Raw genomic sequence first — 26,533 nt, 5'->3', positions numbered from 1 at the left:
ATCGACTCCTCGAGATTCCGGTTTCCGTTCGTTCGGTTCAGAAGGCCGAGACACCGCCGTCGACGGCGACGGCCTGCCCGGTCAGATAGGTGTTTTCCTTCGCGCACAGCGTGAGCATCGTCGCGACGATTTCCTCGGGGCGGCCGAGCCGCTTCATCGGCGAGCCCTGCGCGAGAAAGTCCTGGCGCGCGCCGAGGTCGCTGTCGGTGACCATCGGCGTCGCGCTGTAGAACGGGCACACCGCGTTCACGCGAATGCCGTGGCGCGCGTATTCGAGCGCGGCCGTCTTGGTGAGCCCGACCACCGCGTGTTTCGACGCCGCATAGGCGGCCAGCTTCGGCGCGCCGCCGAGCCCGGCCATCGACGCGACGTTCAGGATCACGCCTTCGCGTTGCGCGAGCATCTGGCGAATCTGGTGCTTCATCGCGAAGAACACGCCCTTCGCGTTCACCGCGAAGCTCAGGTCGAGATCGGCTTCGTCGGTATCGATCAGCGCCTTCATCGGCGGGGCGATGCCGGCATTGTTGATGCCGACGTCGAGCCGTTCGAAGCCCGCGACCGCCGCCTGGACCAGCAACGCGACGTCGGCTTCGACGCGCACGTCGCAGCGCTGCGCGATCACGTCGGCGCCGGCTGCGCGCAGCCCCGCGGCCACACGTTCGAGCGCCGCTTCGTTCAGGTCGCCGAGCGCGAGCCGCGCGCCCATCGCGGCCAGCTCGCTCGCGAGCAGCGCACCGAAGCCGCTCGCAGCGCCGGTGATCATCACGGCCTGCCCGGCATAGCTGTCGATTTTCATCGCGCGCTCAGATCGTCAGGCCGCCGTCGACGACGATGCATTCGCCGTTCGTGTAGCTCGCCGCATCGGACACGAGATACAGCACGGTGCCGGCCATCTCGCGCGGCTCCGCGTGGCGGCGCAGCGGGATCTTCGTCATCCAGGTTTCGTAGATGTCCTTGTCGGCGAACAGCGCGCCCGCGAACTTCGTCTTCGTCAGGCCCGGCAGCAGCGCGTTCACGCGGATGCCGAACGGCCCGCACTCCTTCGCGAACGCCTTCGTCATGTTGACGACCGCGGCCTTCGTGATCGAGTAGATGCCTTGCCGGTCGCCCGGCTGCAGCGCATTCACCGACGCGGTGTTGACGATCGCGCCGCCGCCCTGCGCCTTCATCAGCTTGCCGGCCTCGACCGACATGAAGAAGTAGCCGCGGATGTTCACGTCGACGGTCTTTTCGTACGCGGCGAGATCGGTGTCGAGGATGTGCCCGAAATACGGATTCGCGGCCGCGTTGTTCACGAGGATGTCGAGCCGGCCGTGCTTGCCGCGGATCGTCTCGAACGTCGCGGCGATGTCCTCCAGCCGCCCGACGTGGCACGCCAGCGCTTCGGCGCGGCCGCCCGCCGCGACGATTTCGTCCGCCACCGCCTGGCAGTCGTCGAGCTTGCGGCTCGACACGATCACGTGCGCGCCCTGCTGCGCGAGCAGCTTCGCGATTTCCTCGCCGATGCCGCGGCTCGCGCCCGTCACCAGCGCGATCTTGCCCGTCAGGTCGAACAGATTCGTTGCCATGTTGCTGTGCTCCTCCATTGATGTGTTGTCATGCCGCCGCGCGGCGCTTCCGTCGCGGTCAGCGCTGCGCGCCGATCACGTCGACGGCCATCTCGGCCAGCCGGCCGGCCATCGCGCCGACGCGCAGCGCCTGCTCGCTCGACGCGTTGCCCTGCAGCGCGCGCGCCTTCACGCCCTGCGCGATCGCCGCGAGCCGGAAGAAACTGAACGCGAGATAGAAATGCCAGTCGCGGATCGGCTCGATGCCGCGCAGCTCGCAATAGCGCGCGACGATCGCCGCTTCGTCAGGAATGCCGAGTTCCGAACGATCCTGGCCCGCGAGCCCGCGCACCTGGCCGCCCGACGGCAGCCGCAGGCACATGCAGAAATACGCGAGATCGGCGAGCGGGTTGCCGAGCGTCGACAGTTCCCAGTCGAGCACGGCCTGCACGCGATAGCCGTCGCGCGCGAACATCAGGTTGTCGATCCGGAAATCGCCGTGCACCAGCGCGGGCCGGCCGGTGTCCGCCGGGCACGCCTTCGGCAGCCAGTCGATCAGCGTCTCCATCGCGTCGAGGCGCTCGGTTTCCGCCGCGCGATACTGCTTCGTCCAGACGCCGATCTGGCGCTCGAAGTAGTTGCCGGGGCGGCCGTAGTCGGCAAGGCCCACCGCGTCGACGTCCACGTCGTGCAGCGCGGCCATCGTGCGCAGCAGCTCGTCGTAGCAGGTCGCGCGCTCGGCCTTCGGCAGCTCCGGCAGCGCCGGATCCCAGAAGATCCGGCCGTCCTCGAAGCTCATCACGTAGAACAGGCTGCCGATCACGTCGCGGTCTTCGCAGAGGTGATACGGATGCGCGACCGGCACCGCGGTGCCCGACAGCGCACTCAGCACGCGGAATTCGCGATCGACCGCATGCGCGGATTTCAGCAGCTCGCCGGGCGGCTGGCGGCGCAGCACGTAGCGGCCGCTCTTCGCGTGCAGCAGGAAGGTCGGGTTCGACTGGCCGCCGGCAAACTTCTCCATGTCGAGCGGGCCTTCGAAACCCGGCACGTGCGCTTCCAGATAGCGCGTGAGGCGGGCTACGTCGAGGGGCTGGGAAGGATTCGTCATCGTCGCGATCGTTCGTGGGGTCAGCCGTAGGTGCGCCACGTGTGCCGTTCGGGATCCTCGAGATGCGGGATGCCGTTGAACGACGCAAGGTGGAACGCTTCGGCGTTGAAGAAAAACTGCGAAAGACTGCTGTTGCGGATCTGCAGGTTCAGCGCGATCGCGCTCGACGGCGGTGCGGCGAGCACCTGCTGCACGGTCACCGCGATCGGGCCGCCGGAGCTCACCGCGAGCACGCGCTGGCTGCCGCCGCCGCGGATCGCAGCGCGCGCGTCGGCGACGCGCTGCTGGAAATGCGCCCAGGTTTCGGGGGCGGTGTCGCCGAGCCTGTCGTCGGCCCACAGGTGCAGCACCTGCCGCAGCGCGCGAAAGTGCTCCTTCATCGAGCCGGCTGCGAGCCGCGCGATCTCCGGATAGTCGTTCGCCGCCGCCGCGAACAGCCCGTGGAAGTCGTATTCGTTCAGGCCGGGATGGCGGTCGACCGCCACGCCGTCGCGGCCCATTCCGCGCAGGATCGCGGCGACCGTCTGCGCATGCCGGTTCATCGTGCCGCAGATCACGCGATCGAACGCCAGGCCCTGCCGCGAGAAGTATTCGCCGAGCCAGACGCCCTGCTGCTCGCCCGCGGCGGACAGCCGGTCGTAGTCGTCCGTGCCGAACGACGCCTGCCCGTGCCGTACCAGAAAGAGTTCAGCCATTGCCTGTTCCGCCTGAATGAAACCGAAGGATCAGCATAGCGACCGGGTCCGCATTTTTGAAATTTATTTTCTGAATCGGAGGCTATTCATCTCATGAATTCCCGGTATCCAAACAGTGCGCTTTCGCCGGGTTGCGCTGACGGCCGTGCATCGAGGCACAGGAATTGCGCAAGCAGGCACCGTCAAGTCGAACAAGTTCAGGAGGGGTGCGATGCTCGGTACAATCCTTATCATCGTTCTGGTTCTGCTGCTGATCGGGGCGTTTCCGGCGTGGCCGCATAGCCGAAGCTGGGGCTACTGGCCATCGGGCTCCCTCGGGCTGATCGTCGTCATCGTCGTGATACTCGTGCTGCTGGGCCACATCTGAGTGTGACGACGCGTGCCTGTCGGGCGGGCACGCGTCGTTCGGTCCCGGCGCCGTGGCTTCTTTACAAACGCAAGCAAGCGGGGAAGCCCGGCAACGGCGCGCGATCGCGGCCCGCGCCGCCGCCGCGCGCACTTACTCCCGCGTCCACCCGTTCTGATAAAGCTCCCCGGCCAGCACGCCGAGACGCGACGCGAGGATGTAGTTCTCGCCATCCTCGATCAGCGCCGAACGCACGTCGCGGAACAGCTTCTCGATCGGAAACTCGCGCGTGGTGCCGTTGCCGCCGAACAGCTGGAACGCCTCGTGCGTCACCTTCATCGCTTCCTCGGTCACGCTCACCTTGGCCTGCGCGGTCGCGTACGGATGGCTCTGCGGCGACATGCGCGAGAACGCGAGGCTGCGCCGCGCGATCGCGCGCGCCATCTCCAGCCGGCGCAGCATCTCGCCGATGCGCAGGTGCGTCATCTGGTGATCCATCAGCAGCGCGCCGCCCTGCTTGCGCTCGTGGCAATACGCGAGCGCGAGTTCGAACGCCGCGCGCGCGACGCCGACGAACACCTGGCACATGTGCGTGCCCGCATACGACCACGTCGACGCGAGATTGCCGAGATAGTCGTCCTTCAGCGCGATCGCGAAGCGCTTCGGCACCTTCACGTTGTCGAAATAGATCTCGCCCTGCGGCAGCGAGCGCTGGCCGATCTTGTCGAGCGGCTTGCCGCGCGACACGCCCGGCAGATCGAGCGGCAGGATCATCGCGATGCCGTTGGTGAACATGCTGCGCTCGCCTTCGCCGTAAAACCCGTCGCCGTAGTCTGCGGCCATGTACGCGAGCGCGACCTGCGCGACCGAGCCGTTCGAGATCCACGCTGAGCTCTGTCCGTTGATCACGATCTCGTCGGCGCCGACCTTCGCGGTCACGTTGCCGACCGGCTGCCTGCCGTTCCCGGCGAGCTCCTGCCGATACAGGATCGCCGCGTCGGAGCCGCGATCGGGCTGCGTGTTCATCCAGCAGCCGACCTTGCCCGCGCACATCTCGACCAGCTCCTGGCTGCCGACCGAATGCGCCATCATCAGCGGCATCGTCGCGGCGCCGATCGACACGGCCAGACCCGAATCGCCCCAGCCGAGTTCCTCGCCGATCAGCGACTCGATACGCACCGCGGTCTCGGGCGGAAACTGCGCGATCAGTTGCGGATCGAGCCCGAGCTTCGCGCTCTCGACGATCGCGGCCCAGTACGGCGAGCCGGGTGCGATCGCCTCCTCCGGCGTCATCCGGTCGAGCTCGCGCCCGATCGGCCGCAGCACGTCGCGCGCGAAGCGGTGAACCGTGTGCTGGATCGCGTTTTCCTCTTCGCTCAGCGGCGTCTCGAAGCCGGTCAGGCCGACCAGCGGCAGCGCCGCGGACTTGTTCAGACGAATCATCTCCGTTCTCCTCCTGGACTCCATTCATGTCGACCGGGCAGCAGACGCACCCGGCCATCCCACATCTAGTAACACATACCAAACATAGGTCATCATGACAAACACAGGAAGCAAAAAAAAGACAGGGTATTCCCCTGTCTCGTTCACCGCATCGACTGTGCGCTGCGCGTCGTTATTTTCCCGCGGGCGCCGTCAGCGTGCCGTACGCGATCGCGCGCGACGTCGCGATGAAATACGTGTCGAGCGCCTGCGTATGGCGCCCGGTGCCGTACTGCATCGCGAAGCCGTCGGCGAGCGCGATCAGCATCGTCGCCGCATGCCGGCTGTCGGCCGCGCCGAATTCCGGATTGACGGCACGCAGCAGTTGCGCGAGATCGTGCGTCAGCGTCGCATACCACTCGTCGTATAGCTTGAAGCATTCGGGATCGGTGGCCGCGAACGACAGGAAATGCCGGAACAGTGCGTTGTACTTCGCATCCTTCGCATCGGAGATCGAGCGCTGGATGATCTCGTCGAACACGTCACGCGGCGACGCGTCGCTGCCGAGCGCGCGCTTCATGTCGTCGAGATAGGTATCGATGACCGGCTCGATGACGGCCCGCAACACGGCGATCCGAGTCGGGAAGTAGTACTGCAGATTGCTGACGCTGATGCCGGCGGCGGCGGCGACCGCACGCTGCGAGAATTCCAGCGGGCCGCCGTCCAGCAGCAGCTTGCGCGCGACGCGAATGATCGTGTTGCGCGTGCGCAGGCCTTGCGCCCGCAAACCGTCGGGGTTGCCCGCTGCTGCGGTGGCAGTCGAAGTGCGCCGTTTTCGGGGGCTGCGCTGCTCGTTGGACACTGTCATCGTGTTCGTCGTGAAGATGGCGTTTCGGCTTCGTCGAATGGACGCTCCGTACCTTACGGAGCGCAAACGACTATACCCGATGCGAGCCTCATTTTCCATCGAGCCGCCCCACTGCCGGGCGGTCCGGCCGGATCCGCGCCGGCGCGCCGCGACGAGCGTGCGCGCCGCTAGGTCGCGCGCACCTTGCGGTTCACGCGTTCGTCGAGCAGGTTCGCGACGCCGAGCATCGCGGTCATCGCGCACCAGCGCAGCGGCTCCCGCGGCACCGACGGCGTCTTGTGTGTCAGCGTGTCGAGCAGCGGCGATCGTCCGTCGTGAATCCGCTCGGCCAGCACGCGCCCGATCAGCGACTGCGTGCCGACGCCATGCCCCGAGCAGCCGGCCGTGTAGAACACGTTGCGGTGCGTGCCGGCCGCACCGACCACCGGCAACGCGTCGCCGGCGAACGAAATGTAGCCGCTCCAGCAGGCGCGCACCGGCACGTTGCCCAGTTGCGGAAAACGCGCATGCAGCGTTTTCGCGAGCGCGCGATACGCGTCGTCGTCCGGCACGTTCGGCGTTTGCGAACCATACACGTAGTGCAGCCGCTTGGTCGTCAGCAGCAGCGTGTTGCGCGCGGTGAGGCGGTGGCTTTCCATCGTCAGGTGCGGCGTCACGATGCCCTCGCGATTCGGCCAGCCGAGCGCGTCGAGTTGCGCGTCGGACAGCGGCTCGGTTTCGAGCGCCGACACGCGCAACGGCATCACCTTGTCGCCGAGCAGGCCGAGTTGCGGCGTGTACGCGTTGGTCGCGAGCACCAGCACCGGCGCGCTCGCGCTGCCGCGCGCGGTGCGCACGCGCACGTGCTCGCCTTCGTCGAAGCCGAGCAGCGCGGTGTTCTCGTACAGCTTCACGCCGGCCGCGAGCGCCGCGCGCCGCAGCCCCATCACGTACTTGCCGGGATCGAGCGTGCCGCCGCCCGGCACGTACGCGCCGAACAGGAAGGCCGGCGGAATGCCGCGCGCACGCATCGCGGCGCCGTCGAGGAACTGCGCGGGCGAACCGAGCGCGATGCCGGTTTCCATGCTCTCGCGCAAGCGCTTCTCCTGCGACGGATGCACGCCCGCGCGGATGATGCCCGACGCACGGTAGTCGCAATCGATCGCGTAATCGGCGAGCTTGCGTTCGACGTACGCGACGCCTTCGTCGTAGAAACCGACGATTCGCTTCGCCTGGTCGTGCCCGACGCGCTTGACAAACAATTCGTACTCGAGCCCCTGGCCGCCCGCGAGATAGCCGGCGTTGCGCCCGCTCGCGCCGAACCCCGCGAACTCGCGCTCGAGCACGACGACGCTCGCGCCGCGCGCGGCCAGCTCGAGCGCCGTCGACAGGCCGGCGAAACCGGCGCCGACCACGATCACGTCCGCGCGCACGTCGCCCTCGAGCGGCGGCTGCAGATCGGCCGGCGCGTCGATCCAGCCGCCGACCGGCCGGTATTTCTGCAACGCGGCATCCGCGCGGACTTCCTCGCCCCACCGCGCGAGCGGGCTCGCCGCATCCGCGCCGGCTGCCTGCATCGCCGCCGCCGCACCCACGCCACCCACGCCGCTCACGCGGCCCGCCGCGCGCGCGCCGGGCTGCCGCGCTGTCGGGTCCGTCTGTCCGGCCGTCGTCGCACCGTATGCGTCGCTCATGTCCGCCTCCGTCAATCCCTGCTGAGTATGTGAATCGCCAGCGCCGCTTCCTCGATGCCCTGCAGGCCGCCGCCGTTTTCCTGAATGGCGTGGCGCGCGCCCTGCACCTGGCGCGCACCGGCCTCGCCGCGCAATTGCGTGACCAGTTCGTAAAGCTGCCCGATGCCGGTCGCGCCGAGCGGATGACCCTTTGATTCGAGGCCGCCCGACGTGTTGATCGGGATTCGCCCGCCGAGCGTGAACTCGCCGCGCTCCGCGGCCGGGCCACCTTCGCCGAGCGGCACGAAGCCGAGGTTCTCGGCCTGGATGATCTCGCCCATCGCCGACGCGTCGTGCACTTCGGCGACGTCCATGTCCTCCGGCCCGACGCCGGCCTGCTCGTACGCCTGCAATGCGGCGAGCCGGCCGATGTGCTTGTGCGGCTCGTCGATCCGGCGCCGCGAGAAGCTGCGGATCACGCTCGCGGCGACGCGGATGCAACGGCTGCGATCGGCACCGATGCGCGCGAGCCCTCCCTCGGTGCAGAGGATTGCCGCGGCCGCGCCGTCCGACAGCGGCGCGCACATCGGCAGCGTGATCGGGTACGTGATCGGCGGCGCCGCCAGCACCTCGTCGATCGTGAACGGCTGGCGGAACTGCGAGTACGGGTTGTGCACCGAATGCGCGTGGTTCTTCGCGGACACGGCCGCGATCTGCCGCTGCGTCGTGCCGTACGTGCGCATGTGATGCCGGCACAGCGCCGCGTAGATCTTCATGAAGCGGCTGTACGGCCGCCCGGATTCCGAGCCGGGCGGCGGCTCAATCCCCTCGCCGAGCCGCGCGAGCGTCGCGAAGTTCTCGTCGACGCGCGCGACGTCCCAGCCGGCCTCGAACAGCGCGAACGATTTCGCCTTGTCCGAGACGTTCATCTTCTCCGCGCCGAGCGCGAGCGCGACATCGCACGCGCCCGACTGCAGCTCGCGCACCGCGAGGTGCACGGCCGTGCTGCCGGACGCGCACGCGTTCTCGACGTTGAACATCGGAATGCCGTCGAGCCCGATCTTGCCGAACACGACCTGGCCAGGGATCGATAGCTGCCCCTGCAACGCGCCGTTGGTGATGCCGGAGTAGAACGCCGCGCGGATCGCGTCGGCATGGCAACCGGCATCGCGCAACGCGCGCTGCAGCGCCTCGCGCGCGAGGTCGTCGACGCTGCGGTCGGGGTGCCGGCCGAACACGGTCATTGCGATGCCGGCGATGTAGATTTTGCTCATCGTCTGGAGTCCATATCTATTCCGGTCAGATCCGGCGTTGCCGGCCTTGCCAGTACTGTTCACGCAGGTCCTTCTTCAGCACCTTGCCTGCCGTGCTGCGCGGCAGCGCCGCGATGAAGTCCACGCTCTTCGGCGCCTTCACCGAGCCCAGCTGCGCCTTGCACAGCGCGATCAGTTCCTCGGCGCTCACCTGCTGGCCCGCGTTGAGCTCGACGACGGCCTTCACGGCCTCGCCCCACTTGTCGTCGGGCACGCCGATCACCGCGCAGTCCTGCACGGCCGGATGCGCCCAGATCACCTGCTCGACTTCGCTCGGATAGACGTTGAAGCCGCCGCTGATGATCATGTCCTTCTTGCGGTCGGTGATGTGCAGGTAGCCGTCCCGATCGAGATGGCCGATGTCGCCGGTATGCAGCCAGCCGTCGACGATCGTCTCGGCCGTCTTGTCCGGCGCGCGGTAATAGCCCTTCATCACGAGGTCGCCGCGCACGCAAATCTCGCCGGTTTCGCTCTGCTTCAGCACGTCGCCGCGCTCGCCGACGATCTCGACGCGCACCAGCGGACTCGGGCGGCCGACCGACGCCAGCCGTTCGTCCGGCGCCAGCGCGCCGTCGACGAAATGCTCGGCCGGCGTCAGGTACGAGATCGACGCGGGCGCTTCGGTCTGCCCGTAACCGCCCGTCATCACCGGGCCGAACACGTCGATCGCGCGCTTGAGCTTCTCGACCGACATCGGCGCGGCGCCGTACAGGAAATAGCGCAGCGACGAGAAGTCGACCTTGTCGATGCCGGGAATGTCGAGCAGCCGGTAGATCACGGTCGGCGGCAGGAAGAACTCGGTCACGCGGTGCTTCACGATCGCGCCGAGCAGCAGCGCGGGGTCGGGCTTCGGCAGCACGACCACCGTGCCGCCGCGCGCGGTGCACGGCAGCGACATCATCCCGGCCGTGTGCGTCATCGGCGCGGCAGCGAGATTGACCGGCCGCTCGGCGCCATACGACATCGCGATCATGAAGTTCGCGAAGTACGTCTGGAACGAGCGGTGCGTGTTCATCACGCCCTTCGGCAAGCCGGTCGTGCCGCCGGTCGCCGACAGCGTGATGACGTCGTCCATCCCGTAGTCGACCACCGGCGGCGTCGCCGGCCGTCCTTCGCTCCACGTCGCGAGCGACGGCGCCCACGGCAGGTCGGCGTCGATGCACACCCACAGCCGCACCTTCGGCAGGCTCGGCCGCAGCGCGTCGATCGCAGCCGCGAACGCGTGGTGGAAGAACAGCACCTCGCAGTCGAACGCGTCGAGCACGTACTGGTTCTCGGCCGGCGCGTTGCGGCCGTTGACCGGGATATACGCGAGCCCCGCGCGCCACATCCCGAGCGCGCAGCTCCAGCCGGTCACGTCGTTGTCCGCCCATACCGCCGCCTTCGCCTCCTTCGCGAAGCCGGCGGCGAGCAGCCCGTTCGCGATGCGGCACGACAGCTCGCCGATCTCCTGGAACGTGTAGCTGCGCTCGTCCTGGATATACGCGATGCCGTCGGGATTGATGCGCCACCCGCGGTCGTAGAAATCGATAATGGCCATGTCACGTGTTCCGTTGAATGAAGATCGGCGCGGCGGCCGTCACAGCTGCGTGACCGTCGCGCGCGCGAGCCCGCGCTGTTCGAGGAAGCCGAGCAGGTAGCGGTGGCCGAACGCCTTCGAGCCCGACGCGAAGCCCGTGCGCGCGACGTCGCCGTCGAGCAGCTTGAGCACGCCCGCCGCGTGGATCGCGCCGGTCGAGATGTACGGCGTGATGCCGTGCACGGTCGCGCGCACCGACGCGAGCTGGCCGCGGCCAATCGCGAAGTCGACGCTGCGCTGGATCGTCGTGCGCTCGCGCGGCGGCATCGTCGGCGTGGTCGAATCGACGACCTGCTTGAGGATCGCGTCCTGCTGCTCGCGCGGCAGATGCTTGTATTCGGCTTCCCATTTCTGCCCGAACTGGTGCACGAGCTTCATCACGTTGTTGTCGTAGAAGCCGACGCACGAGATGCAGCTGCGCACGCGCGGGTCGCGCTCGAAATAGACCGGCAGCGACGTGCCGCCCCACGGCAGGCAGAACACCGGCTGCATGAGTTCCGGCGTCGCGACGGTGAACGACGCATCGGCCGCGTGCGGCACCAGCGCCTTCTCCCACAGGTAGCAGGACTCGTGGCGCGCGCCGTCGAAGATCGTCGCGGTCGAGCCGATGCTCACGCCGGCCGCGCCGCGCGGGCCGCGGGTCAGCGTGGCCGTCTCCAGCGCGTCGATGCCCGGCGTTTCGAGCGCGAGTTCGGCGGCGATCTCGGCGAACGTGTACATGTACGCGTTCGACGACGACACCAGCAGCCCGGCCTGGCGGTACAGCTCGCCGAACTGGTCGCGCACCGCGCGGATGTACGACTGCTCGCCGGTCGTATCGAGGTGGTGACAGCCGGCCTTCAGCGCGGCCTCGACGCCGACGAGCCCGAAGCTCGAGAACGGCCCGACGGTATTGCAGACCACCTTCGCGCCGCGAAACGCGTTCACGAGCGAATCGACGTTGTGCTCCGCCTCGATGATTTCGTATTGCGCCGATTCGAGGCGCACGACGCGTTGCGCCATCATTTCCTTCGCGCGGCCCGCGTTGCGCGCGATCGCGGTGAACGGGATGTTCTGGTCGATCAGCCAGTCCATGATCAACATGCCGGTGTAACCGCTTGCGCCGTAAACGACGACGGGGTGCTTGGCCATGGTTGTCTCCTGAAACGTGAGTTGTTGAAAATCGGGTCGGTCGGACGTTCGCTACTGCTGCTTCACACTCGGGTGCTTTTTATAGAACACATTACCAATCTTAGGTCACTATGACAAAGTAAACGACGAAGAAAAAGGCAGGGTATTCCCGAGCGCGGCGCGTCGTCCGCATCATCGGGCCGCAACGCCTGCGCCACCCGCACCGTCCGGCGACAGGCCGGCCAGGTAGTGCGCAACGGCCCGCGTGTCGTCGCCGGACAGCGTCGCGGCCACGCCGTTCATCACACCGGTCGGATCGTGGCGCTGGCCCGACCGGAATGCCGCGAGCTGCGCTTCCAGGTAAAGCTGGCCCTGGCCCGCGACGCGCGGCACGTGGTCCTTGCCCGTCAGCGCCGCGCCGTGGCAGGCCTGGCAGCTGCGGGCCGTGACGAGCGCCATCCCGCGCTGCGCGAGCGCCGTGTCGGCCGCCACCATCTCGTTGCGCGCGGGCGCCTGCCGCGCGAAATAGGTCGCCAGCGCGTCGATCTTCGCGTCGTCGAGTTCACGCGACAGCGGCCCCATGTACGCGTTGCGGCGCTGGTCGCTCGCGAATGCGCGCAGCTGCGCGGCGATGTAGCTCGCCGGCTGGCCCGACAGCGACGGATACCACGCGTTGCGCGACTGCCCGCGCGTGCCGTGGCAGAAGAAGCAGGTCTCCTGCTGCTGCGGCCACGCGCCGCCGTTCGCCTGGTCCTCGCTGCCGATCGCGGTCATCGACTTCTCGTAACGCATGCCGTCGATCAGGTCGGGGCCGTACAGCGTGCCGGCGGCCGCCACGCCCGCGATCGCGAGCGCGACGCCGATCATCCAGGTTCGTTTCATTTACGCCTCCCTGCCGCGGCCGGCCAGCTTGCCGAGCGCCTGCAATGCCGCGCGGTGCCCGGATCGCACCGCGCCGTCCATCGCGCCGGGCCACAGGTCGGCCGTCTCGGTACCCGACCAGATCAGCCGGCCGGCCTCCGGGCGCAGGTACTTGCCCCATTTCGTCCAGAAGCCGGGCGGCAGCGGATGGATGCACTGCAGCGTCCACGGATCGACGCGCCCCCAGTCGTAGTCGTGAAACTGCGTCGGATGCAGCGCCTTGTCGCCGAACGCACGCGCGAAGATGGCCGACAGCGTCCGTTCGGCGGCCTTCGGTTCGGCCGGCAGCGCGCCCGGCGCGACGAACGCGGCGAGCACGCCGACCGAGCCGTCCGGCGGCGAGTTGTCGTACGCCATGAAGACCGGGCCGCCGACCTCGAAGATCTGTCCGTTGTAGCCGTCGCCGCGCCAGAACGGTCGGTCGTACACGTGGACCGTCTTGCGCATCGGCGCATTCGCGGGCCAGTTGCGCTGCAGTTGCGCGCGGCCGGCCGGCAGCGGCGGATCGAACACGATCTGCTCGCAGAGCGCCGGATTCAGCGCGACGATCACGCGCCGCGCGCGGAGCACGCCGCGATCGGTCTGCACGTCGACGACGTCGCGATCCCAGCCGGAAATCCTGCGCACCGGGCAGGACAGCTGCACCTTCGTGCCGAGCTCGCTCGCCATCCGCAGGCTCAGCACCTGCGAGCCGCCGACGAAGCGCGTTTCCTGTGCGCCGCCCTTGGTCGACTCGAGCTTCGCGTAGTCGCAGTCGGCACTGTTGATGATCGACAGGTAGTGCAGCAGCCCGAGCTGCGCCGGCGCGCCGCCGAGCGACAGCTTCGCCGCGACGGCGAGGAAGTAGCCGTCCTCGTAGGTCACGCCCTGTCGGCGCAGCCAGTCGCCGTAGGTCAGCTTGTCGAGTTCCGCCGCGTGCTGTGCGGTCCACGGCTCGCGCGACGGCACGCCGCGCGCGAGCGCGCCGAGCTTCGCGCCGATCGCGTCGTCGCCGCCCGTGCCGCCGTGCAGATCCTGCGCGACGCGCGTGTCGCCGGCGAGCACGACCGTCTTGCCCGCGTAGAAGGTCGGGAACGTGTCGACGCCGAGTTCGCGCGCCAGGTCGGCGATCGCCGTCTGGCCGGGGCCGATCCACTGGCCGCCGGCTTCGGACACGACGCCGTGCCCGAGATCGTGGTTGTAGGTCCGCCCGCCGACGCGGTCGCGCGCCTCGACGACGACGAACGCGTCGCAGCCGGCGCGCTTCAGGTCGCGCGCGGCGGTGAGCCCCGCGAGGCCGGCGCCGATGATCACGACATCGAGGACGCCGTTCGCAGCCGCGGCGGGCATTGCACCGTCGGCGAACGACATCTCCCCGGCCGCGAGCGACGCGGCGCCCGCCGCCGCGAGACGCAAAATCTGTCGCCGGGTGTGCGCGTCCGGCTTGTGCTTGCGATTCATGATAAGTACTCCATCCTTCCTTGCTTTTCTGTCAGCGGATTCGATTCATGGCGCAGCCAGCACGCCGTCTTGCGAAAACAGGATCGGCCTGCCGCGCGCATCGATCAGCGCGGCGGTGAGCGCCGCGCGATCCGCGCGCTGCGCGACGTCGAACGGGCCATCCGCGACGCGCTGCGCGAGCGTGAGCCCGTCGAGCCCCACGCCGACCAGCCCGCCGCCGGTCGCGACGAGACCGGTGATCGAGCTGCGCGTGCCCGTCTTCAAGGCCGTCCACGTCGCGCCGCCGTCGCGGCTCTCGAACAGGCTGCCGAGCAGCCCGCCAACCACGAGCCGGCCGTCCGGCATCGCGACGCCGGACCACAATGTGCCTTTGCCGCCGGTCGGCAGATAAGTCCAGTTCGCGCCGGCGTCGGTCGACTTGAGCACCATCCCCTGCTCCGACACGATGTAGAGCGCATGCGCGGCGTCGGCGAACACGCGGTACAGGTTGCGGTCGGCCTTGCCGCCGCCCGGCGGCTTCGGCAGCGTCGTGCGCGTCCAGGTCCTGCCGCCGTCGTGCGTCTGCAGCATCAGCGACCACAGGCCTACGGCGATGCCGTCCTGCACGCTCGTGAAGAGCACGGAGAACAGCGGTTGGTCGACCGACGTATCGAGCCGTTGCGTGACCCATGTGTCGCCGCCGTCGTCGGTCGCGAGAATCGCGCCCCACTGGCCGACGGCCCAGCCGTGCTTCGCATCCGCGAACGACACGGCCGACAGCGTCGCCGCTACCGGCACCCGGCGCGCCTGGCGCCAGGTCTTGCCGTCGTCGTCCGACAGCAGCACGATCCCGTGCTCGCCGACCGCGACGATGCGCGAGCCGGCGCGTGTCGCATCCGTCAGCATCATGTGCGTCGGCGCGGCCCACGAATGGGCGGGCTTCGCGGCCCAGGCCGCGACCGTGCCTCCGTCCTGCGACTGCGCAAAGGCCGTCACGGCGGCGCAGAGTGCGGTGCAGGCAATAAGCGTCTTGATCATCGTGAGTCTCTGAAGTGGTGTACGCGGGCATCAGTGGTTGAACAGATTCGACCAGCCGGCATTCGCTACGCCGAGCGCAACGGCCGGTGGCTGGTCGGCACCCCGCGCGGCCGCTGCCTGTCGCCCGGCGTTGCCGTCGGTCGACGACGGCGCGACGCGCGCTTCGTCGGCCGCAGTGTTGCGCACGCCGATGCGTCTCGCGTCGACAGCGAACGCATGAGCCGACGCGTTCCGGTCCGCGGCCGCTTCGTGAAATCGCGGGAAGGCAACCGCCGCGATGCAAAGTGCGGCGCACGCCGCCAGCGTCTTGACCATGATCGAATCTCCGTCAGGATGTTCGTGAGCTTCAGTGACTGAACAAGCCCGGCGCGCGCGCCGGCTTGCGGCGCGGGAACCAGCGTTCGAGCAGCGACGCGAGCGCCGGCAACGCGGTCATCGCCATCACGAGATTCACGATGAACATGAACGCGAGCAGCTTGCCCATGTCGGCCTGGAACTTGAGCGCGGAGAAGCTCCACGTCGCGACGCCGATCGCCAGCGTGATCGCCGTGAAGATCGTCGCGACGCCCACTTCGAGCATCGCGTGCTGCACGGCCTTCACGATGTCCTGCCCGCCCGCCAGATGCACCTGCAGCCGGTTGTAGATGTAGAACGCGTAGTCGACGCCGATCCCGACCGCCAGCACCATCACCGGCAGCGTTGCGACGGTCAGCCCGATCTGCAGTTCCTTCATGAACCAGTAGCCGATGAAGGTCGCGACCGACAGCGGCACGCAGCATGCGAGCATCGCGCGCCAGTCGCGGTACGCGAGGAATACGAGGATCAGGATCGCCGCGTACACGTAGAGCATCATCGGCAGCTCGCTCTTCGCGACTTCGTCGTTGGTCGCGGCGAGCACGCCCGCATTGCCGGCCGCGAGCCGGACCGTGATGCCCGGGAACGGATTGGCCGCGCGGTACTGCTTCACGTCGTCGAGGATCCGGTTGATCGTCGTCGCCTTGTGATCGGTCAGGAACAGGTGCACGGCCGTCATCCCGCAGTCGCGGCTCATGAAGCCCTTCACGCGCGACACGTCGACCGACACCGCGCCGTAGTTCTCGGCATCGATCGGCACGACGTTCATCTTCGGGAAATCCTCGTTGTAGCCCTGGTTGTAGGTACGCAGCATCGCCGAGTACGACTGCACCGACACCACGCCCGGTTCGGTGCGCATCGCGGCCGAGAAGTCGTCCTCGTACAGGCCGGCCGCCGGGTTGTCGCAGGCCTTGCCGGTGGATTCGAGCGCGACCGTCAGCCAGTCGAGGCCCATGTCGTAGTTGCCGGCGATCGACGTCGCGTCGCGGTTGAAGCGCGCGTCGACACGCAGTTCCGGCGCGCCCGGCTGCAGCGTGCCGATCACGCGATCGCGGCTTTGCCACGCGGCGAGCGCGAAGATCCCGACCGTCAGCGCGACGGTGAGGCCCGCGTACTTCGGCTCGGCCACCCGCGCGAGCACGCGCAGCGGCCTGGCGCGTTGCTGCGCGCGCCTGAGCGAATCGTCCGCATAGGTCTTCGTGAAGTTGAAGCAGGACGCGGCGACCGGCAGCAGGATCAGGTTGGTGACGATCTTGTACGCCACGCCGAGCGACGCGGTGATCGCCAGCTCGCGCACCATCGGGATCGGAATCAGCAACAGCGTGACGAACGACACGAACGCGGTAATCAGCGCCAACACGCCGGGGATCAGCAGCCCGTTGAAGCTGTGGCGCGCCGCGTCGAACGAACTCTGCCCGTGCGCGATCTCGCGGACGATGAAGTTCACCTGCTGCACGCCGTGCGACACGCCGATCGCGAACACGAGGAACGGCACCAGCACCGCGAGCGGATCGAGGCCGAAGCCGAGCAGCTTCAGCGTGCCGAACTGCCAGACGAGCGACGTCAGCGAGCATGCGACCAGCAGCACCGTGAAGCGCACCGAATGGCAATACCAGTACACCGCGAGCGTGGTCAGCAGCAGTGCGACCGCGCAGAAGCCGAGCACGGCCGTCGCGCCGTCGGCGATGTCGCCGATCTGCTTCGCGAAGCCGATGACCTGGATTTCGTAGCCGGCGTCCTCGAACGGCTTGCGCACCTTCTGTTCGAGCAGATGGTTGAACGCGACGTAGTCGAGCACCTTGCCGGCGCTGTCGCGCTCGTTCAGCTCGGCGGTGATCATCGCGCTGTCCTCGCCGTGCGACACCAGCGTGCCGACGTAGCCGCCGAGCGTCGTCGCGCGGCGCACGCGGGCGACGACGTCCGGCGTCAGCTGGTCAGGCGTGATCGTGCCGGGAATGATCGGTTCCGCGCGAAAGCCCTCGTCGGTCACTTCGTTGACGAACGCGTTCGGCGTCCACAGCGAGCGCACGCCGATGCGGTCGACGTTCGGCAGATACGTGACGGCCTGCGTGACGTCGTACAGCCGCCTGAGCCCTTCCTTCGACCAGATCGATCCGTGCTTCGCGCGCACGACCACCGTGATCCGGTTCGCCCCGAGCAGGTCGTTGCGGTATTGCTGGAACGTGCGGATGTACTCGTGCCCGATCGGCATCTGCTTTTCGAAGCCGGCATCCATGCGCAACTGCACGGCGAACACGGCCATCGCGACGGTGAACAACGCGATCGCCGCGAGCACGATCGCGCGATGACCGAAGAAGAGCCGTTCGAGGCGGCTGACCAGACGATTGAGCACGACATTACCCCTTCATGATTGGCGGCGGCGCACGCCGCCCTTAAGCACATCGGCGTCAGAAATTCCGCGTGACGAACAACCCGACGAAATTGCGGTCCGCGTACGGCTGGCCGACCGTGTTGTGGCCGCCGAAGAACGCGGTGAAGTTGATGCCGGCCTGCCAGTTCGGCGGGTTCTGGTTGAACAGCACGTAGACGTTCACCGACTTCGCGCCCTGCATGTAGTTCGCCGTGAAGGTCGGCGTATAGCCGTACAGGCCGTCCGAGAACGTGACGCCCGGCGTGACCTGCCAGCCCGGAATCAGCGTGCCGTCATAGGTCCAGTTGAAGTCGATCGTCGCGCCGACCGAGCTCGCGGTGCCCTGGCCCATCCCGATCGGATAGCCGAGCGCCGAGCCGTTGTTCAGCCACGGCAGGTAGCCGGCCTGCGGCACCTGCGTGACGGTCTGCCCGTCGATCGTGCGCGTGACGCCGCTCGATTTGAGCCCCGGGTAGTAGATCCACGTGAGTTCCCAGGTGAGCGCGGCCGAATCGGCACCGAGCCATTTCAGGAACGGATACTCGCTGCGCGTGAGCGCGAGCAGCCCGTTGATGTCGTACTGGAATTTCTTCTTGTCGACCCACTGCGAGCAATTGATGCCGGCCACGCCGTTCGTGTTCAGGTCGAGCGGGCCGCCCGCGCCGTAGCAGCTCGACAGCGCGACCGCGTCGCGCGGCCGGTACGACAGTTCGGTGCCGATCGCCCAGGGCCCGAGCCCGAAGTTCGCGCTGACGCCGAACAGCTGGCGCCGGCCGAGATACGACCATTGCTCGGTGCCGTTCGCGAGCGACGCGAGCACCGGTGACTTGTCCGTGTAGTTCAGGTAGTAGAACGCGAAGTTCGCGTCGAACGAGCGCGGCGAGTAGTTGAACTTCACGCCGAACTGCGGCCGGTATTTCGCCGGCAGGTTCGTGACCGACGGCAGGCCGATGCTGTTGAACGGCGGCCCCGCGAAGTCGCCGTTCACGAGCCCGTTCCTGATCGTATCCAGCGTGCCCTGGTTGCCGGCGGCCGCCCCGCCGCCGATCGCGTTCGCGATCGTGCCCGCGCTCGGGCCGGCCACGTTCAGGTTGTTGGTGTTCAGCGTGAACGGCTCGGCGCCGCGGCCGAAGCCGTTCGTCACCGACCAGTACGAGCCGACCGGCGGGTAGCGGTTGCCGTTCCACTGGAACTGGTAATAGCCCTCGGTGCTGAACCCGTGCGACAGGTCGGCGGCGAAACTCACCATCGGCGCGGGCAGCAGCGCCTGCTTGAGCTGCGAGCCGGGGATCAGCAGTTTCTGCACGTCGAGCGAGTTGGTCGCGTTGATGCCGCTCTGCGCGAACATGCTCTCGCCCCAGTTGATCACCTGGTTGCCGAGCCGCACGTGCGCGTTGCGCCCGCCGATCGTGAAATCCTTCTGCGCCCACAGGTCGAGCAGTTGCGCGTTGTAGACCACCTGCGCGGACGCGGTGCTCGACAGCGGCGTTCTCGCCGTGTTCCCGGCGAGGAAGTCGTACATGCCGGTGCCGCGCACCATGAACTTCAGCCCTTCGCTCGGCATCTTCAGCAGCAGTTCGCTGGTCGCGCTGAGATAGGTGCTGAACGGCTGGCCCTTGCGGTAGTTCAGGTCGCCGCTGTCCGCGTAGCCCCATTGATTGGTGTTCGCAGCCGCGCCGCAGCCGTATGCGTTCGGGTCGCCGGTGAGCGAGCAGCTCGGGCTCTTGGTCCGGATCCCCGCGCCCGCCGTCAGGTTCGTGACCCACGAGCCCTGCAGGCCATTGATACCCGTCGTGAAGTCGTAAGCGTATGCATTCGACGCCGCGGCACCCGCGAGCGCAATCAATACTGTAGTATTCCTTACCAATCGTGCCGGTTCCATGATCCTTCTCCGCCCCTGTCCGACGCCGGCGCGCGGTCGTTGCGCGCGCCGGTCCCTTGTGGTCCGTCAGTCGACGGCGATCACCGTTCGCTGACCGAGCGCAGCGATTCGGCCGTGTAGGAATCCTGCTTGAAGCGCGGATCGTCGGCGTGCTCGAGCCAGCGGACGTCCTTGCCCTGCCCGATCGACGTCGCATCGAGCACGTAGCGGCCGTTGTTCATGTCGTACTGCGCGAGCGGTTCGTTGTCGCAGGTGCCGCCCAGCTCCCAGACCGGGATCGGATAGCTCTCCCGCACCTTCCACAGCTTGCCCTGCGCGTCGTAGTCCTCGCCGACCAGCGCGAGCCAGCTGTCCTCGTCGAGATAGAAGGTCTTCTTCGATGCGACGTGCCGCGCGCTCGGCTTGAGCGTCGCCTCGACCACCCACACGCGGTGCGTCTCGTAGCGCCGGCTCGCGGCCGCGATGCCGTCCGGCGTCGCGACGTCGTGCAGCTTGCTCTTGAACTTGTACAGGCCGAACGCGTTGTACGGGACGATCATTTCCTTCTTGCCGACCAGCTTCCAGTTGAAGCGGTCGAGCGCGCCGTTGATCATGTTGCCTTCGTCGATCAGGTACTGGTTCTCGAAGCCGATCAGCGGCGCATCGTGCGTATAGGCCGGCATGCGGCGCACGCGGCGCTGGCCGGGGAAGTAGTAGTACGTCTCAGATGCCTTGTCGAAGTACTGGCGCTGCACGAATGCCTGGCCGGCCAGCGCGGCCGGCGAATTCATCTGGAAGTACACGGCGGCGCTCAACTGGTCGACGTCCTGCGGCGATAGCTTGCCGAGCTTGCCCGACGGAAAGTAGTACGTCTGCGGGCCGACGGCGTCGATCCATTCGCTGCTGCCCGGACGCGGCGACACGGTCGTCGCCATCTGCGCCCAATCGACGCCTTCGCCGCGATAGCGCATCTCGTAGTTGAGGATCGCCTCGATCCCGCTCTTCGGTTGCGGGAACGGCACGCCCGGCAGCACCGCCGATCCGAGCGTCTCGCCGGCCGGCCCGAGCTTCGCGGCCGCGAGGTTCGCCTTCGAATTCTGCTCGACGGCGTCCGGCAGCTGGCATTCGCGATGGGACGGATAGACGTCCATCCGGTAGCCTTTCTTCTGCTTGATCAGCGCGACCTGCCCGGGCGACAGCTTGTCCGCGTACTTGTCGACGTTCGCCGCGTCGATCGAATACAGCGGCTTCTCGTTGCGGTGCTTCCAGAAATCGGCGCGTACCTTGCCCCACTCCCAGCCCGCGTCGGGCGACTGCTTGCCGGCGTAGGCCGGCACCGTGCCGTCCTTGCTCGCCGATCGATCGGCGCCCGCCGGCGTCAGGTCGTCCGCCGCGACGGCCGTGCCGATCGCGAGACACGCAGCGGCCGCGAGTGCGGACACGGCCCAGAATCGATGCTTGATCATCATGGTTCTCCTTCCCACCGCGCGTTCGTTTGCCCGACACGGGCCCCGCGCATTCACTCCGCCCGCGCTCGTCACCCGACGATCGCGTCGCTCCCTGATGGCGGCCGGCCGCGATGACGGCCGGCCGCCTGCCTGTTCCGATACGATTTCGTCATTCCTCAGGACTGCGATTCATGATGCACGCTCGTCGAGAAGGAATGACGTGCTGCCGCCGGGTTCAGTCCTTGCCCGACCCGGCCACCGCGACCGCACGCACTTCGACGCACATCCCCGGCAGCGCCAGCTGCGACACGCCGACTGCCGTCCAGGACGGATAGCGGGTCGGGAAATACACGTCCTTGACTGCCGCGAAGCCCTGCGTGTCCTGCTGAAGATCGGTGTGGAAGGTCGTCAGTTCGACGACGTCGGCGAGGCTCGCGCCGGCCGCTTCGAGAATCATCTTCAGGCTCTCGAATGCGATCCGCGCCTGCGCCGCCACGCCGTCCGCCGGCTGCATCTGCGCGTCGAGACCGACCTGGCCCGACACCCAGATCGTGTCGCCGACGCGCGTGGCCGGCGAGAAGTGGTACGCGTCGTACCACGGCTGGAACGGAGGCGGAACGATCGATTGCCGCTTCGGGTTGGCTGACATGATGAAAAACTCCTTGCTCAGACGAGTTGACGGAAACACGGTGCGCGGAACGGGTCGCCGGCCTTCAGCCCGGCGAGTTCCTCGACGAACAGCACGCCGGCCGGCGTGAAGCCCGAGCGGCTTTCATCGGGCAGCGGGCTGAACACGGCGTCGTCGCCGAAGAAGCGCAGCACGAGCGTGTGGCGATCGGGGAACGCGGCATCGACCGCGCCGCCGCCGTGCAGCACGCCCGGATGCAGCAGCAGCACGTCGCCCGGCTTGGTTTCCCACGACACGATGTCGTACGCATCGGGCGCCACGCGCCGCTCCGCCTCGATGTTCGGCAGGCGCGGCCACACGTCGCCGCCATGCAGCGGGTCGGTCGGGTCCTCGGCGTTCTGGAACGTGGTGCCGTCATGGCGCACGCCGTGATGCGAGCCGCGCACGATCTCCAGCGCGTTGCGCTTCGGCACGTGCTCGAAGCTGATCCACGCATTGCCGAAGTGCATGCCTTGCCACGGCAGGTACGACGTGTCCTGGTGCCACGGCGAGCGTGCGCTCTTGCCGCCGGCCTTCATGAACAGCTCCTCGGCGAAGTACCACACGTGCTTCGAGCCCCACAGGTCGGCGAACAGTTTCCCGAACGGCAGCGTGGCGACCAGTTCGTCGAGCCGCGCCTTCGCATACGGGTTCGCGTTGTCGTTGTGCGACCGGTATTCGGTGCCGTCGAGCAACGCCGCTGCCATCGGCCCCGGGTTCTCCATCCCCCAGTCGAACACCGCGCGGCATTGCGCGAGCTGCGCCGCGTCGAGTGCGCCTTCGACGAGAACCGCGCCGTCCTCGAAAAAGGCCTTGCGCATGAGTGCATCCATCGTAGATCTCCTGATTCGTCCAACCACTGCCGGCCAGCGATCGCTCACTGCCGACGCCTTCAGTAGAACATGGTGACAATGTTAGGTCATCATGACAAAAATAAAGAAAAGAAAAAGACGGGGTATTCCCTGTTTCGTCTGCATGTTCGCGGGTCCGTCACGACGGCTGGCCGCTCCGCCATGACAAACCGCTTTCAGCCGTCATACAACCCGGCGACGAAGCGCGCCCGGCGCTTCGCCGTTACGTCATTCGCACCCGCGGCCGAACACCGCGTGCGTGAGGAAACCGACCAGCGCCGCATCGGCCAGCGTGTCGGCGTTGCGCCGCCCGTCGGCCGCACAGCATGACTGCATGCCGTCGCCCAGCGCGGTCAGGCCGAGCGCCAGCACCTGCGATGGCAGCGGCAGCGACACGTCGACGCGCGCCGCGAACGCGTCGATGCACGCGGTCGCGAGCGCCTGCCGCTCGCGCAGTAACGCGCCGAACTGCGCGCGGAATGCCGGATCGCGCGCCGCCTGCAACTGCGCCTCCAGCCACATCAGCCGCGACGCATGCCGCGCGGCCCCCGGCCGCCAATACGCGAGCATCGCGCGTTGCGCGTCCTCGGCCGAACCCGCCGGCAATCCGGCGAGCCGTTGCAGCGCGGTCGCGGTGTCGTCGTGATCGCGCCGCAGCAACTCGAACAGCATCTCCGTCTTGCTGCCAAAGTGTGCATAGAACGCACCGCGCGTATGCCCGGCCGCCGCCGCGATGTCCTCGACGCTCGCGGCCGCATGGCCCTTCTCCGCGAAAATCACACGCGCGGCGCCGAGCAGGCGTTCGCGCGTCGCATCGCGCCGCTGCGCGCGGGTCAGGCGAGCCGGGGCCATCCGTACGCTCCATGAGCGTCGCGGCCGGCCCGCCGCACATCGCGAGCCGTCAGCGCTTCCTTTGCATAACTACTCATTTCGGATACGACAATACGTTTGCGCTCGCCGTGCCGCGTCCGGCGTCGCGCTCAAGTGCGCAATACGCGTAATAAAGCGCGGCGGTCAGGTACGACCAGGTGAGCAATGCCAGCACGTAGAAATTGAACACGACGTTGGTTTCCTCGCCCGGGATCTTGTAGAAGTCGTAGATGCACGCGATCGCCAGCGAAGCGACGAGCGCGATCGTCGTCGTCAGCGCATGGAACGCGTGGCCCGCACGCGCGAGCCGCAACACGAAACCCGCGAGATAGATCGACATCAGCGTCCACATCGTCACGTAGAAGTACGGCAGCGCGTGCTGCAACGCGCCGGCCACGAGCGCAATCGTCCCGAGCGTCGCGAGCACGAACAGCGTCACGTCCTGCCGCACCGATGGCCGGTAGCCGTGCGTGACGGCCATCAGGCCCGCGACCGCGATCACCGGCATCCCGAACCCGCGCGAGAACGCGTCGAGGAAGTGCGAAACGAAGTACGACACCGGCGATTCGGTCGCGAAGAAGATCACGGCATTGGATGCCGAGATCGTCACGATCCACCACTCGAAGCCGAGCAGGAAGTTGCGCTTGCGGACGAACTTGAAGCCGTACACGCCGGTCGTCGCCGCAAGCGTCGCGCTGGCAAGACAAAGGACAAGTGATCTGTGATCCATGGTTCGAACTCCCGAGGTCGATTGCTGCCGTTGACGTTGATTCACCGTGTGCCGGGACCGAGGCTCGCGAGATAGGTCGCGACCGCCGCCCGATCGTCCGCCGACATCGCCTGCGCGACGCGCTGCATCGTGCCGGTGGCCTCGATACGGACACCGTTCGCGAATGCGTCGAGTTGCGCGCGCAGGTAGTCGGCGCCCTGCCCCGCGAGCCGCGGAAACTGCGCCTGGCCGGTCAGCCGCGCGCCGTGGCAAGCGACGCACGCGCCGCCCGTCACCAGTTGCTCGCCCTTCGCGCGCAGCCGCGCGTCCGGCTTGAAATAGCGGTTGTCCTGCGGCGCCTGCTTCGCGTAGTAGTCGGCCAGTCGCGCGATCTCGGCGTCGCTCATCGTCATCGCGAGCGGTGCCATCGTCGGGTTCGCGCGTCGTCCGCTCGCGAATGCGTGAAGCTGGGCGACCACGTAGGGTGCGGGCTGGCCGGCGAGGCTCGGATACGCGTCGCTCAGCGACGTGCCCTTCACGCCGTGACAGCCCATGCAGACGTCGGTCGTGCGTGGCCACGGGCCGCCGTCGGCGTCGTCGGCCTGCGTCGTCGTATCGATATGGCGCTGCAGGCGATAGAAGCCGAGCACCGCGGGGCCGTAGACGGCCAGGAGCACGCCGGCGATCACGAGCGCGGCGAGCAGCAGCATGCGTTTCTTCATCTTCGGTCTCCTACGCGCGACGCAGTGCATTGAGCGCCTGAAGCGCGGCCTGGTGGCCCGAGCGCACCGCGCCGTCCATGTAGCCGGCCCAGATGTTCGCGGTCTCGGTGCCCGACCAGATCAGGTTGCCGCACGGCGCGCGCAGCGCGTCGCCGTGCGCGGTCCAGAAGCCGGGCGGAATCGCCGATACGCAGGTGATCGTCCACGGGTCGGCGAGCCCCCAGTCGCGATCGTGGTACGACACCGGCGCACGCGCGTCGTCGCCCCACGCCTGCGCATAGAGGTCCATGTGCATCTGCTTCGCGGCCTGCGGGTCCGACGGCATCAGCGCATTGCGCACGAACGCGTTGATCACGCCGATCTCGCCGCCCGGCGGCGAGTTGTCGTAGGCCCAGAAGATCGGCCCGTCGGTCTGGAAGATGTGGCCGTTCAGGCCCTTGTCGCGCCAGAACGGGCGGCGATAGACCATCGCCGTCTTGCGCGCCGGCGAATGCGCGGGCCATGCGCGCTGCAGCGCGCCGCGCTTGTCGGGCAGCGGCGGATCGAACTGCACCTGCTGGCACAGCGCCGGGTGCAGCGCCATCACGACCTTGCGCGCGCGCACCGTGCCGCGATCCGTCTGCAGCGTGACGACGGCGCGATCCCAGCCGACGATCCGGCGCACCGGCGACGAGAGCCGCACCTTGTCGCCGAGCTGTTGCGCCATCCGGATGCTGAGAATCTGCGAGCCGCCGACGAAGCGGGTTTCCTGCGCGCTGTGCCGGATCGAGTCGAGCTGCGCGTAATCGCAAGCGGCGGAGTTGATCATCGACAGGAAATGCAGCAGCCCCATCTTCGCCGGCGCGGTGCCGCCCGACAGCGAGATCGACGCGTTCCAGCCCATCCGGTCCTCGGGCTTGATGCCCTGCTGCGCGAGCCAGTCGCCGACCGACAGCCGGTCGAGTTCGGCCGCCTTCGGCGACATCCACGGCGCGCCCGACGGCACGTCGCGCGACAGCCGGCTCAGCTTCGCGGCGATGGCCTCGTCGGTGCCGAACGTGCCGTCCAGGTCGATCTCGGCGCGGCCGTCGCCGCCGAGGATGACCGTCTTGCCCGCGTAGTAGCTCGGAAACGTGCCGACTTCCAGTTCGCGGGCGAGATCCGCGACGGCCGTCTGACCCGGGCCGATCCACTGGCCGCCGACTTCCGACACATGGCCGCCGCCGATGTCGTAGTTGAGCGTGCGGCCGCCGACCCGATCGCGCGCCTCGAGCACGACGAAGGATTCGCAGCCCGCGTAGCGCAGGTCGCGCGCGGCGGTCAGCCCGGCGAGCCCGGCGCCGACGATCGCGACGTCGAGCACGTCGCCGTCGGTGCCGGCGACCGGTGCGGTATCGGCACCGGCGCGCGCCGCGCCGAGCGCCAGGCCGCCGGCCGCGACGGACGCGCCGGCGATCTTCAGCCACTGCCTGCGCTGCGGGTCGGCCGACCCGCGGGAGGATGACTTGCTGGACATGATGGTTGGGTTCCTGCCTGCAAAAGGGCGCGAACGACCGCGTGCCCGGCGGCACGCGACTTTCGTCCGCGCGAAATCCGACGACCGAATGCGTCGAGGCCGGTGCGTACGCCTGCCTCGCCGCGTGCCGAAGGTCCCCGTCACGATAAGGATTCGTCGGCTCG

The 26,533-nt window shown here is 68.0% G+C and carries 24 protein-coding genes; 1 reads left to right on the top strand and 23 read right to left on the bottom strand.

Translation table 11 applies throughout. From position 1 onward, the window contains the following. Positions 1–37 precede the first annotated feature (37 nt). Genes PL79_RS02935 through PL79_RS02920 form a run of 4 tightly spaced genes read right to left on the bottom strand, consistent with a single transcriptional unit; the run spans position 38 to position 3,353 of the window. The gene (locus PL79_RS02935; protein ID WP_044848814.1) at positions 38–796 is read right to left on the bottom strand and encodes an SDR family NAD(P)-dependent oxidoreductase; all 759 of its coding nucleotides are present in this window, start codon (positions 794–796) and stop codon (positions 38–40) included. Positions 797–803: 7 nt separating this feature from the next. Further along, positions 804–1,568 (bottom strand): SDR family oxidoreductase, encoded by a 765-nt coding sequence (locus tag PL79_RS02930; protein ID WP_044848813.1) that lies wholly within the window; start codon positions 1,566–1,568, stop codon positions 804–806. A 58-nt stretch (positions 1,569–1,626) separates the two neighbouring features. Beyond that, the gene (locus tag PL79_RS02925; protein ID WP_044848812.1) at positions 1,627–2,658 is read right to left on the bottom strand and encodes a phosphotransferase; all 1,032 of its coding nucleotides are present in this window, start codon (positions 2,656–2,658) and stop codon (positions 1,627–1,629) included. A gap of 20 nt (positions 2,659–2,678) precedes the next feature. After that, entirely contained in the window at positions 2,679–3,353 is a 675-nt protein-coding gene (locus PL79_RS02920) for a histidine phosphatase family protein (protein WP_044848811.1), read from the bottom strand. Between the two features lie 211 nt (positions 3,354–3,564). Between PL79_RS02920 and PL79_RS02915 the strand changes: the two genes are divergently transcribed. Continuing rightward, positions 3,565–3,720 carry a DUF3309 family protein gene (locus PL79_RS02915; RefSeq protein WP_044848819.1) on the top strand — a complete coding sequence of 52 codons (156 nt, stop codon included), beginning with the start codon at positions 3,565–3,567 and terminating at the stop codon, positions 3,718–3,720. Positions 3,721–3,852: 132 nt separating this feature from the next. Here PL79_RS02915 and PL79_RS02910 read toward each other — a convergent pair whose 3' ends face one another. From PL79_RS02910 to PL79_RS02820, 19 genes are all read right to left on the bottom strand, one after another. Then, a complete protein-coding gene (locus PL79_RS02910; RefSeq protein ID WP_044848810.1) occupies positions 3,853–5,142 on the bottom strand; it encodes an acyl-CoA dehydrogenase family protein in 1,290 nt (429 codons plus the stop codon). 172 nt (positions 5,143–5,314) lie between these two features. Further along, positions 5,315–5,989 (bottom strand): TetR/AcrR family transcriptional regulator, encoded by a 675-nt coding sequence (locus PL79_RS02905; RefSeq protein ID WP_235879188.1) that lies wholly within the window; start codon positions 5,987–5,989, stop codon positions 5,315–5,317. A 167-nt stretch (positions 5,990–6,156) separates the two neighbouring features. Next, positions 6,157–7,662 (bottom strand): NAD(P)/FAD-dependent oxidoreductase, encoded by a 1,506-nt coding sequence (locus PL79_RS02900; RefSeq protein WP_044848808.1) that lies wholly within the window; start codon positions 7,660–7,662, stop codon positions 6,157–6,159. A gap of 11 nt (positions 7,663–7,673) precedes the next feature. After that, positions 7,674–8,915, bottom strand: coding sequence for a thiolase family protein (locus tag PL79_RS02895; RefSeq protein ID WP_044848807.1), 1,242 nt, complete (start codon positions 8,913–8,915; stop codon positions 7,674–7,676). 25 nt (positions 8,916–8,940) lie between these two features. Then, the gene (locus PL79_RS02890) at positions 8,941–10,494 is read right to left on the bottom strand and encodes an AMP-binding protein (RefSeq protein WP_044848806.1); all 1,554 of its coding nucleotides are present in this window, start codon (positions 10,492–10,494) and stop codon (positions 8,941–8,943) included. A gap of 39 nt (positions 10,495–10,533) precedes the next feature. After that, on the bottom strand, positions 10,534–11,664 hold the full coding sequence (locus PL79_RS02885; RefSeq protein WP_044848805.1) for a saccharopine dehydrogenase family protein: 1,131 nt from the start codon (positions 11,662–11,664) through the stop codon (positions 10,534–10,536). 171 nt (positions 11,665–11,835) lie between these two features. Next, positions 11,836–12,525, bottom strand: a complete 690-nt coding sequence (locus PL79_RS02880; protein ID WP_044848804.1) for a c-type cytochrome — start codon at positions 12,523–12,525, stop codon at positions 11,836–11,838. Then, complete coding sequence (locus PL79_RS02875; RefSeq protein ID WP_044848803.1) at positions 12,526–14,004, bottom strand: flavin monoamine oxidase family protein; 1,479 nt, start codon at positions 14,002–14,004, stop codon at positions 12,526–12,528. Between the two features lie 45 nt (positions 14,005–14,049). Beyond that, the gene (locus PL79_RS02870) at positions 14,050–15,021 is read right to left on the bottom strand and encodes a WD40/YVTN/BNR-like repeat-containing protein (protein WP_044848802.1); all 972 of its coding nucleotides are present in this window, start codon (positions 15,019–15,021) and stop codon (positions 14,050–14,052) included. A 30-nt stretch (positions 15,022–15,051) separates the two neighbouring features. Beyond that, positions 15,052–15,336 (bottom strand): hypothetical protein, encoded by a 285-nt coding sequence (locus PL79_RS02865; protein WP_044848801.1) that lies wholly within the window; start codon positions 15,334–15,336, stop codon positions 15,052–15,054. A gap of 31 nt (positions 15,337–15,367) precedes the next feature. Continuing rightward, the gene (locus PL79_RS02860) at positions 15,368–17,728 is read right to left on the bottom strand and encodes an efflux RND transporter permease subunit (RefSeq protein ID WP_044848800.1); all 2,361 of its coding nucleotides are present in this window, start codon (positions 17,726–17,728) and stop codon (positions 15,368–15,370) included. A 55-nt stretch (positions 17,729–17,783) separates the two neighbouring features. Next, the gene (locus PL79_RS02855) at positions 17,784–19,628 is read right to left on the bottom strand and encodes a DUF1302 domain-containing protein (protein ID WP_044848799.1); all 1,845 of its coding nucleotides are present in this window, start codon (positions 19,626–19,628) and stop codon (positions 17,784–17,786) included. An 80-nt stretch (positions 19,629–19,708) separates the two neighbouring features. Beyond that, positions 19,709–21,076 carry a DUF1329 domain-containing protein gene (locus tag PL79_RS02850; protein WP_135800953.1) on the bottom strand — a complete coding sequence of 456 codons (1,368 nt, stop codon included), beginning with the start codon at positions 21,074–21,076 and terminating at the stop codon, positions 19,709–19,711. Between the two features lie 214 nt (positions 21,077–21,290). After that, complete coding sequence (locus PL79_RS02845) at positions 21,291–21,704, bottom strand: RidA family protein (protein WP_044847491.1); 414 nt, start codon at positions 21,702–21,704, stop codon at positions 21,291–21,293. A 17-nt stretch (positions 21,705–21,721) separates the two neighbouring features. Then, positions 21,722–22,555: a phytanoyl-CoA dioxygenase family protein gene (locus tag PL79_RS02840; RefSeq protein ID WP_044847492.1), complete on the bottom strand. Its 834-nt coding sequence runs from the start codon at positions 22,553–22,555 to the stop codon at positions 21,722–21,724. A 246-nt stretch (positions 22,556–22,801) separates the two neighbouring features. Beyond that, positions 22,802–23,425 (bottom strand): TetR/AcrR family transcriptional regulator, encoded by a 624-nt coding sequence (locus PL79_RS02835; RefSeq protein ID WP_044847493.1) that lies wholly within the window; start codon positions 23,423–23,425, stop codon positions 22,802–22,804. Between the two features lie 73 nt (positions 23,426–23,498). Then, positions 23,499–24,173, bottom strand: coding sequence for a hypothetical protein (locus PL79_RS02830; protein WP_044847494.1), 675 nt, complete (start codon positions 24,171–24,173; stop codon positions 23,499–23,501). Between the two features lie 41 nt (positions 24,174–24,214). After that, positions 24,215–24,874, bottom strand: a complete 660-nt coding sequence (locus PL79_RS02825; RefSeq protein WP_044847495.1) for a c-type cytochrome — start codon at positions 24,872–24,874, stop codon at positions 24,215–24,217. A gap of 10 nt (positions 24,875–24,884) precedes the next feature. Then, positions 24,885–26,369 carry a flavin monoamine oxidase family protein gene (locus PL79_RS02820; protein ID WP_044847496.1) on the bottom strand — a complete coding sequence of 495 codons (1,485 nt, stop codon included), beginning with the start codon at positions 26,367–26,369 and terminating at the stop codon, positions 24,885–24,887. Positions 26,370–26,533: the final 164 nt, after the last annotated feature.

Source organism: Burkholderia sp. USMB20 (assembly GCF_000949135.2).
Classification (GTDB): Bacteria; Pseudomonadota; Gammaproteobacteria; order Burkholderiales; family Burkholderiaceae; genus Burkholderia.
This window is presented reverse-complemented; position numbering and strand designations above follow the sequence as displayed.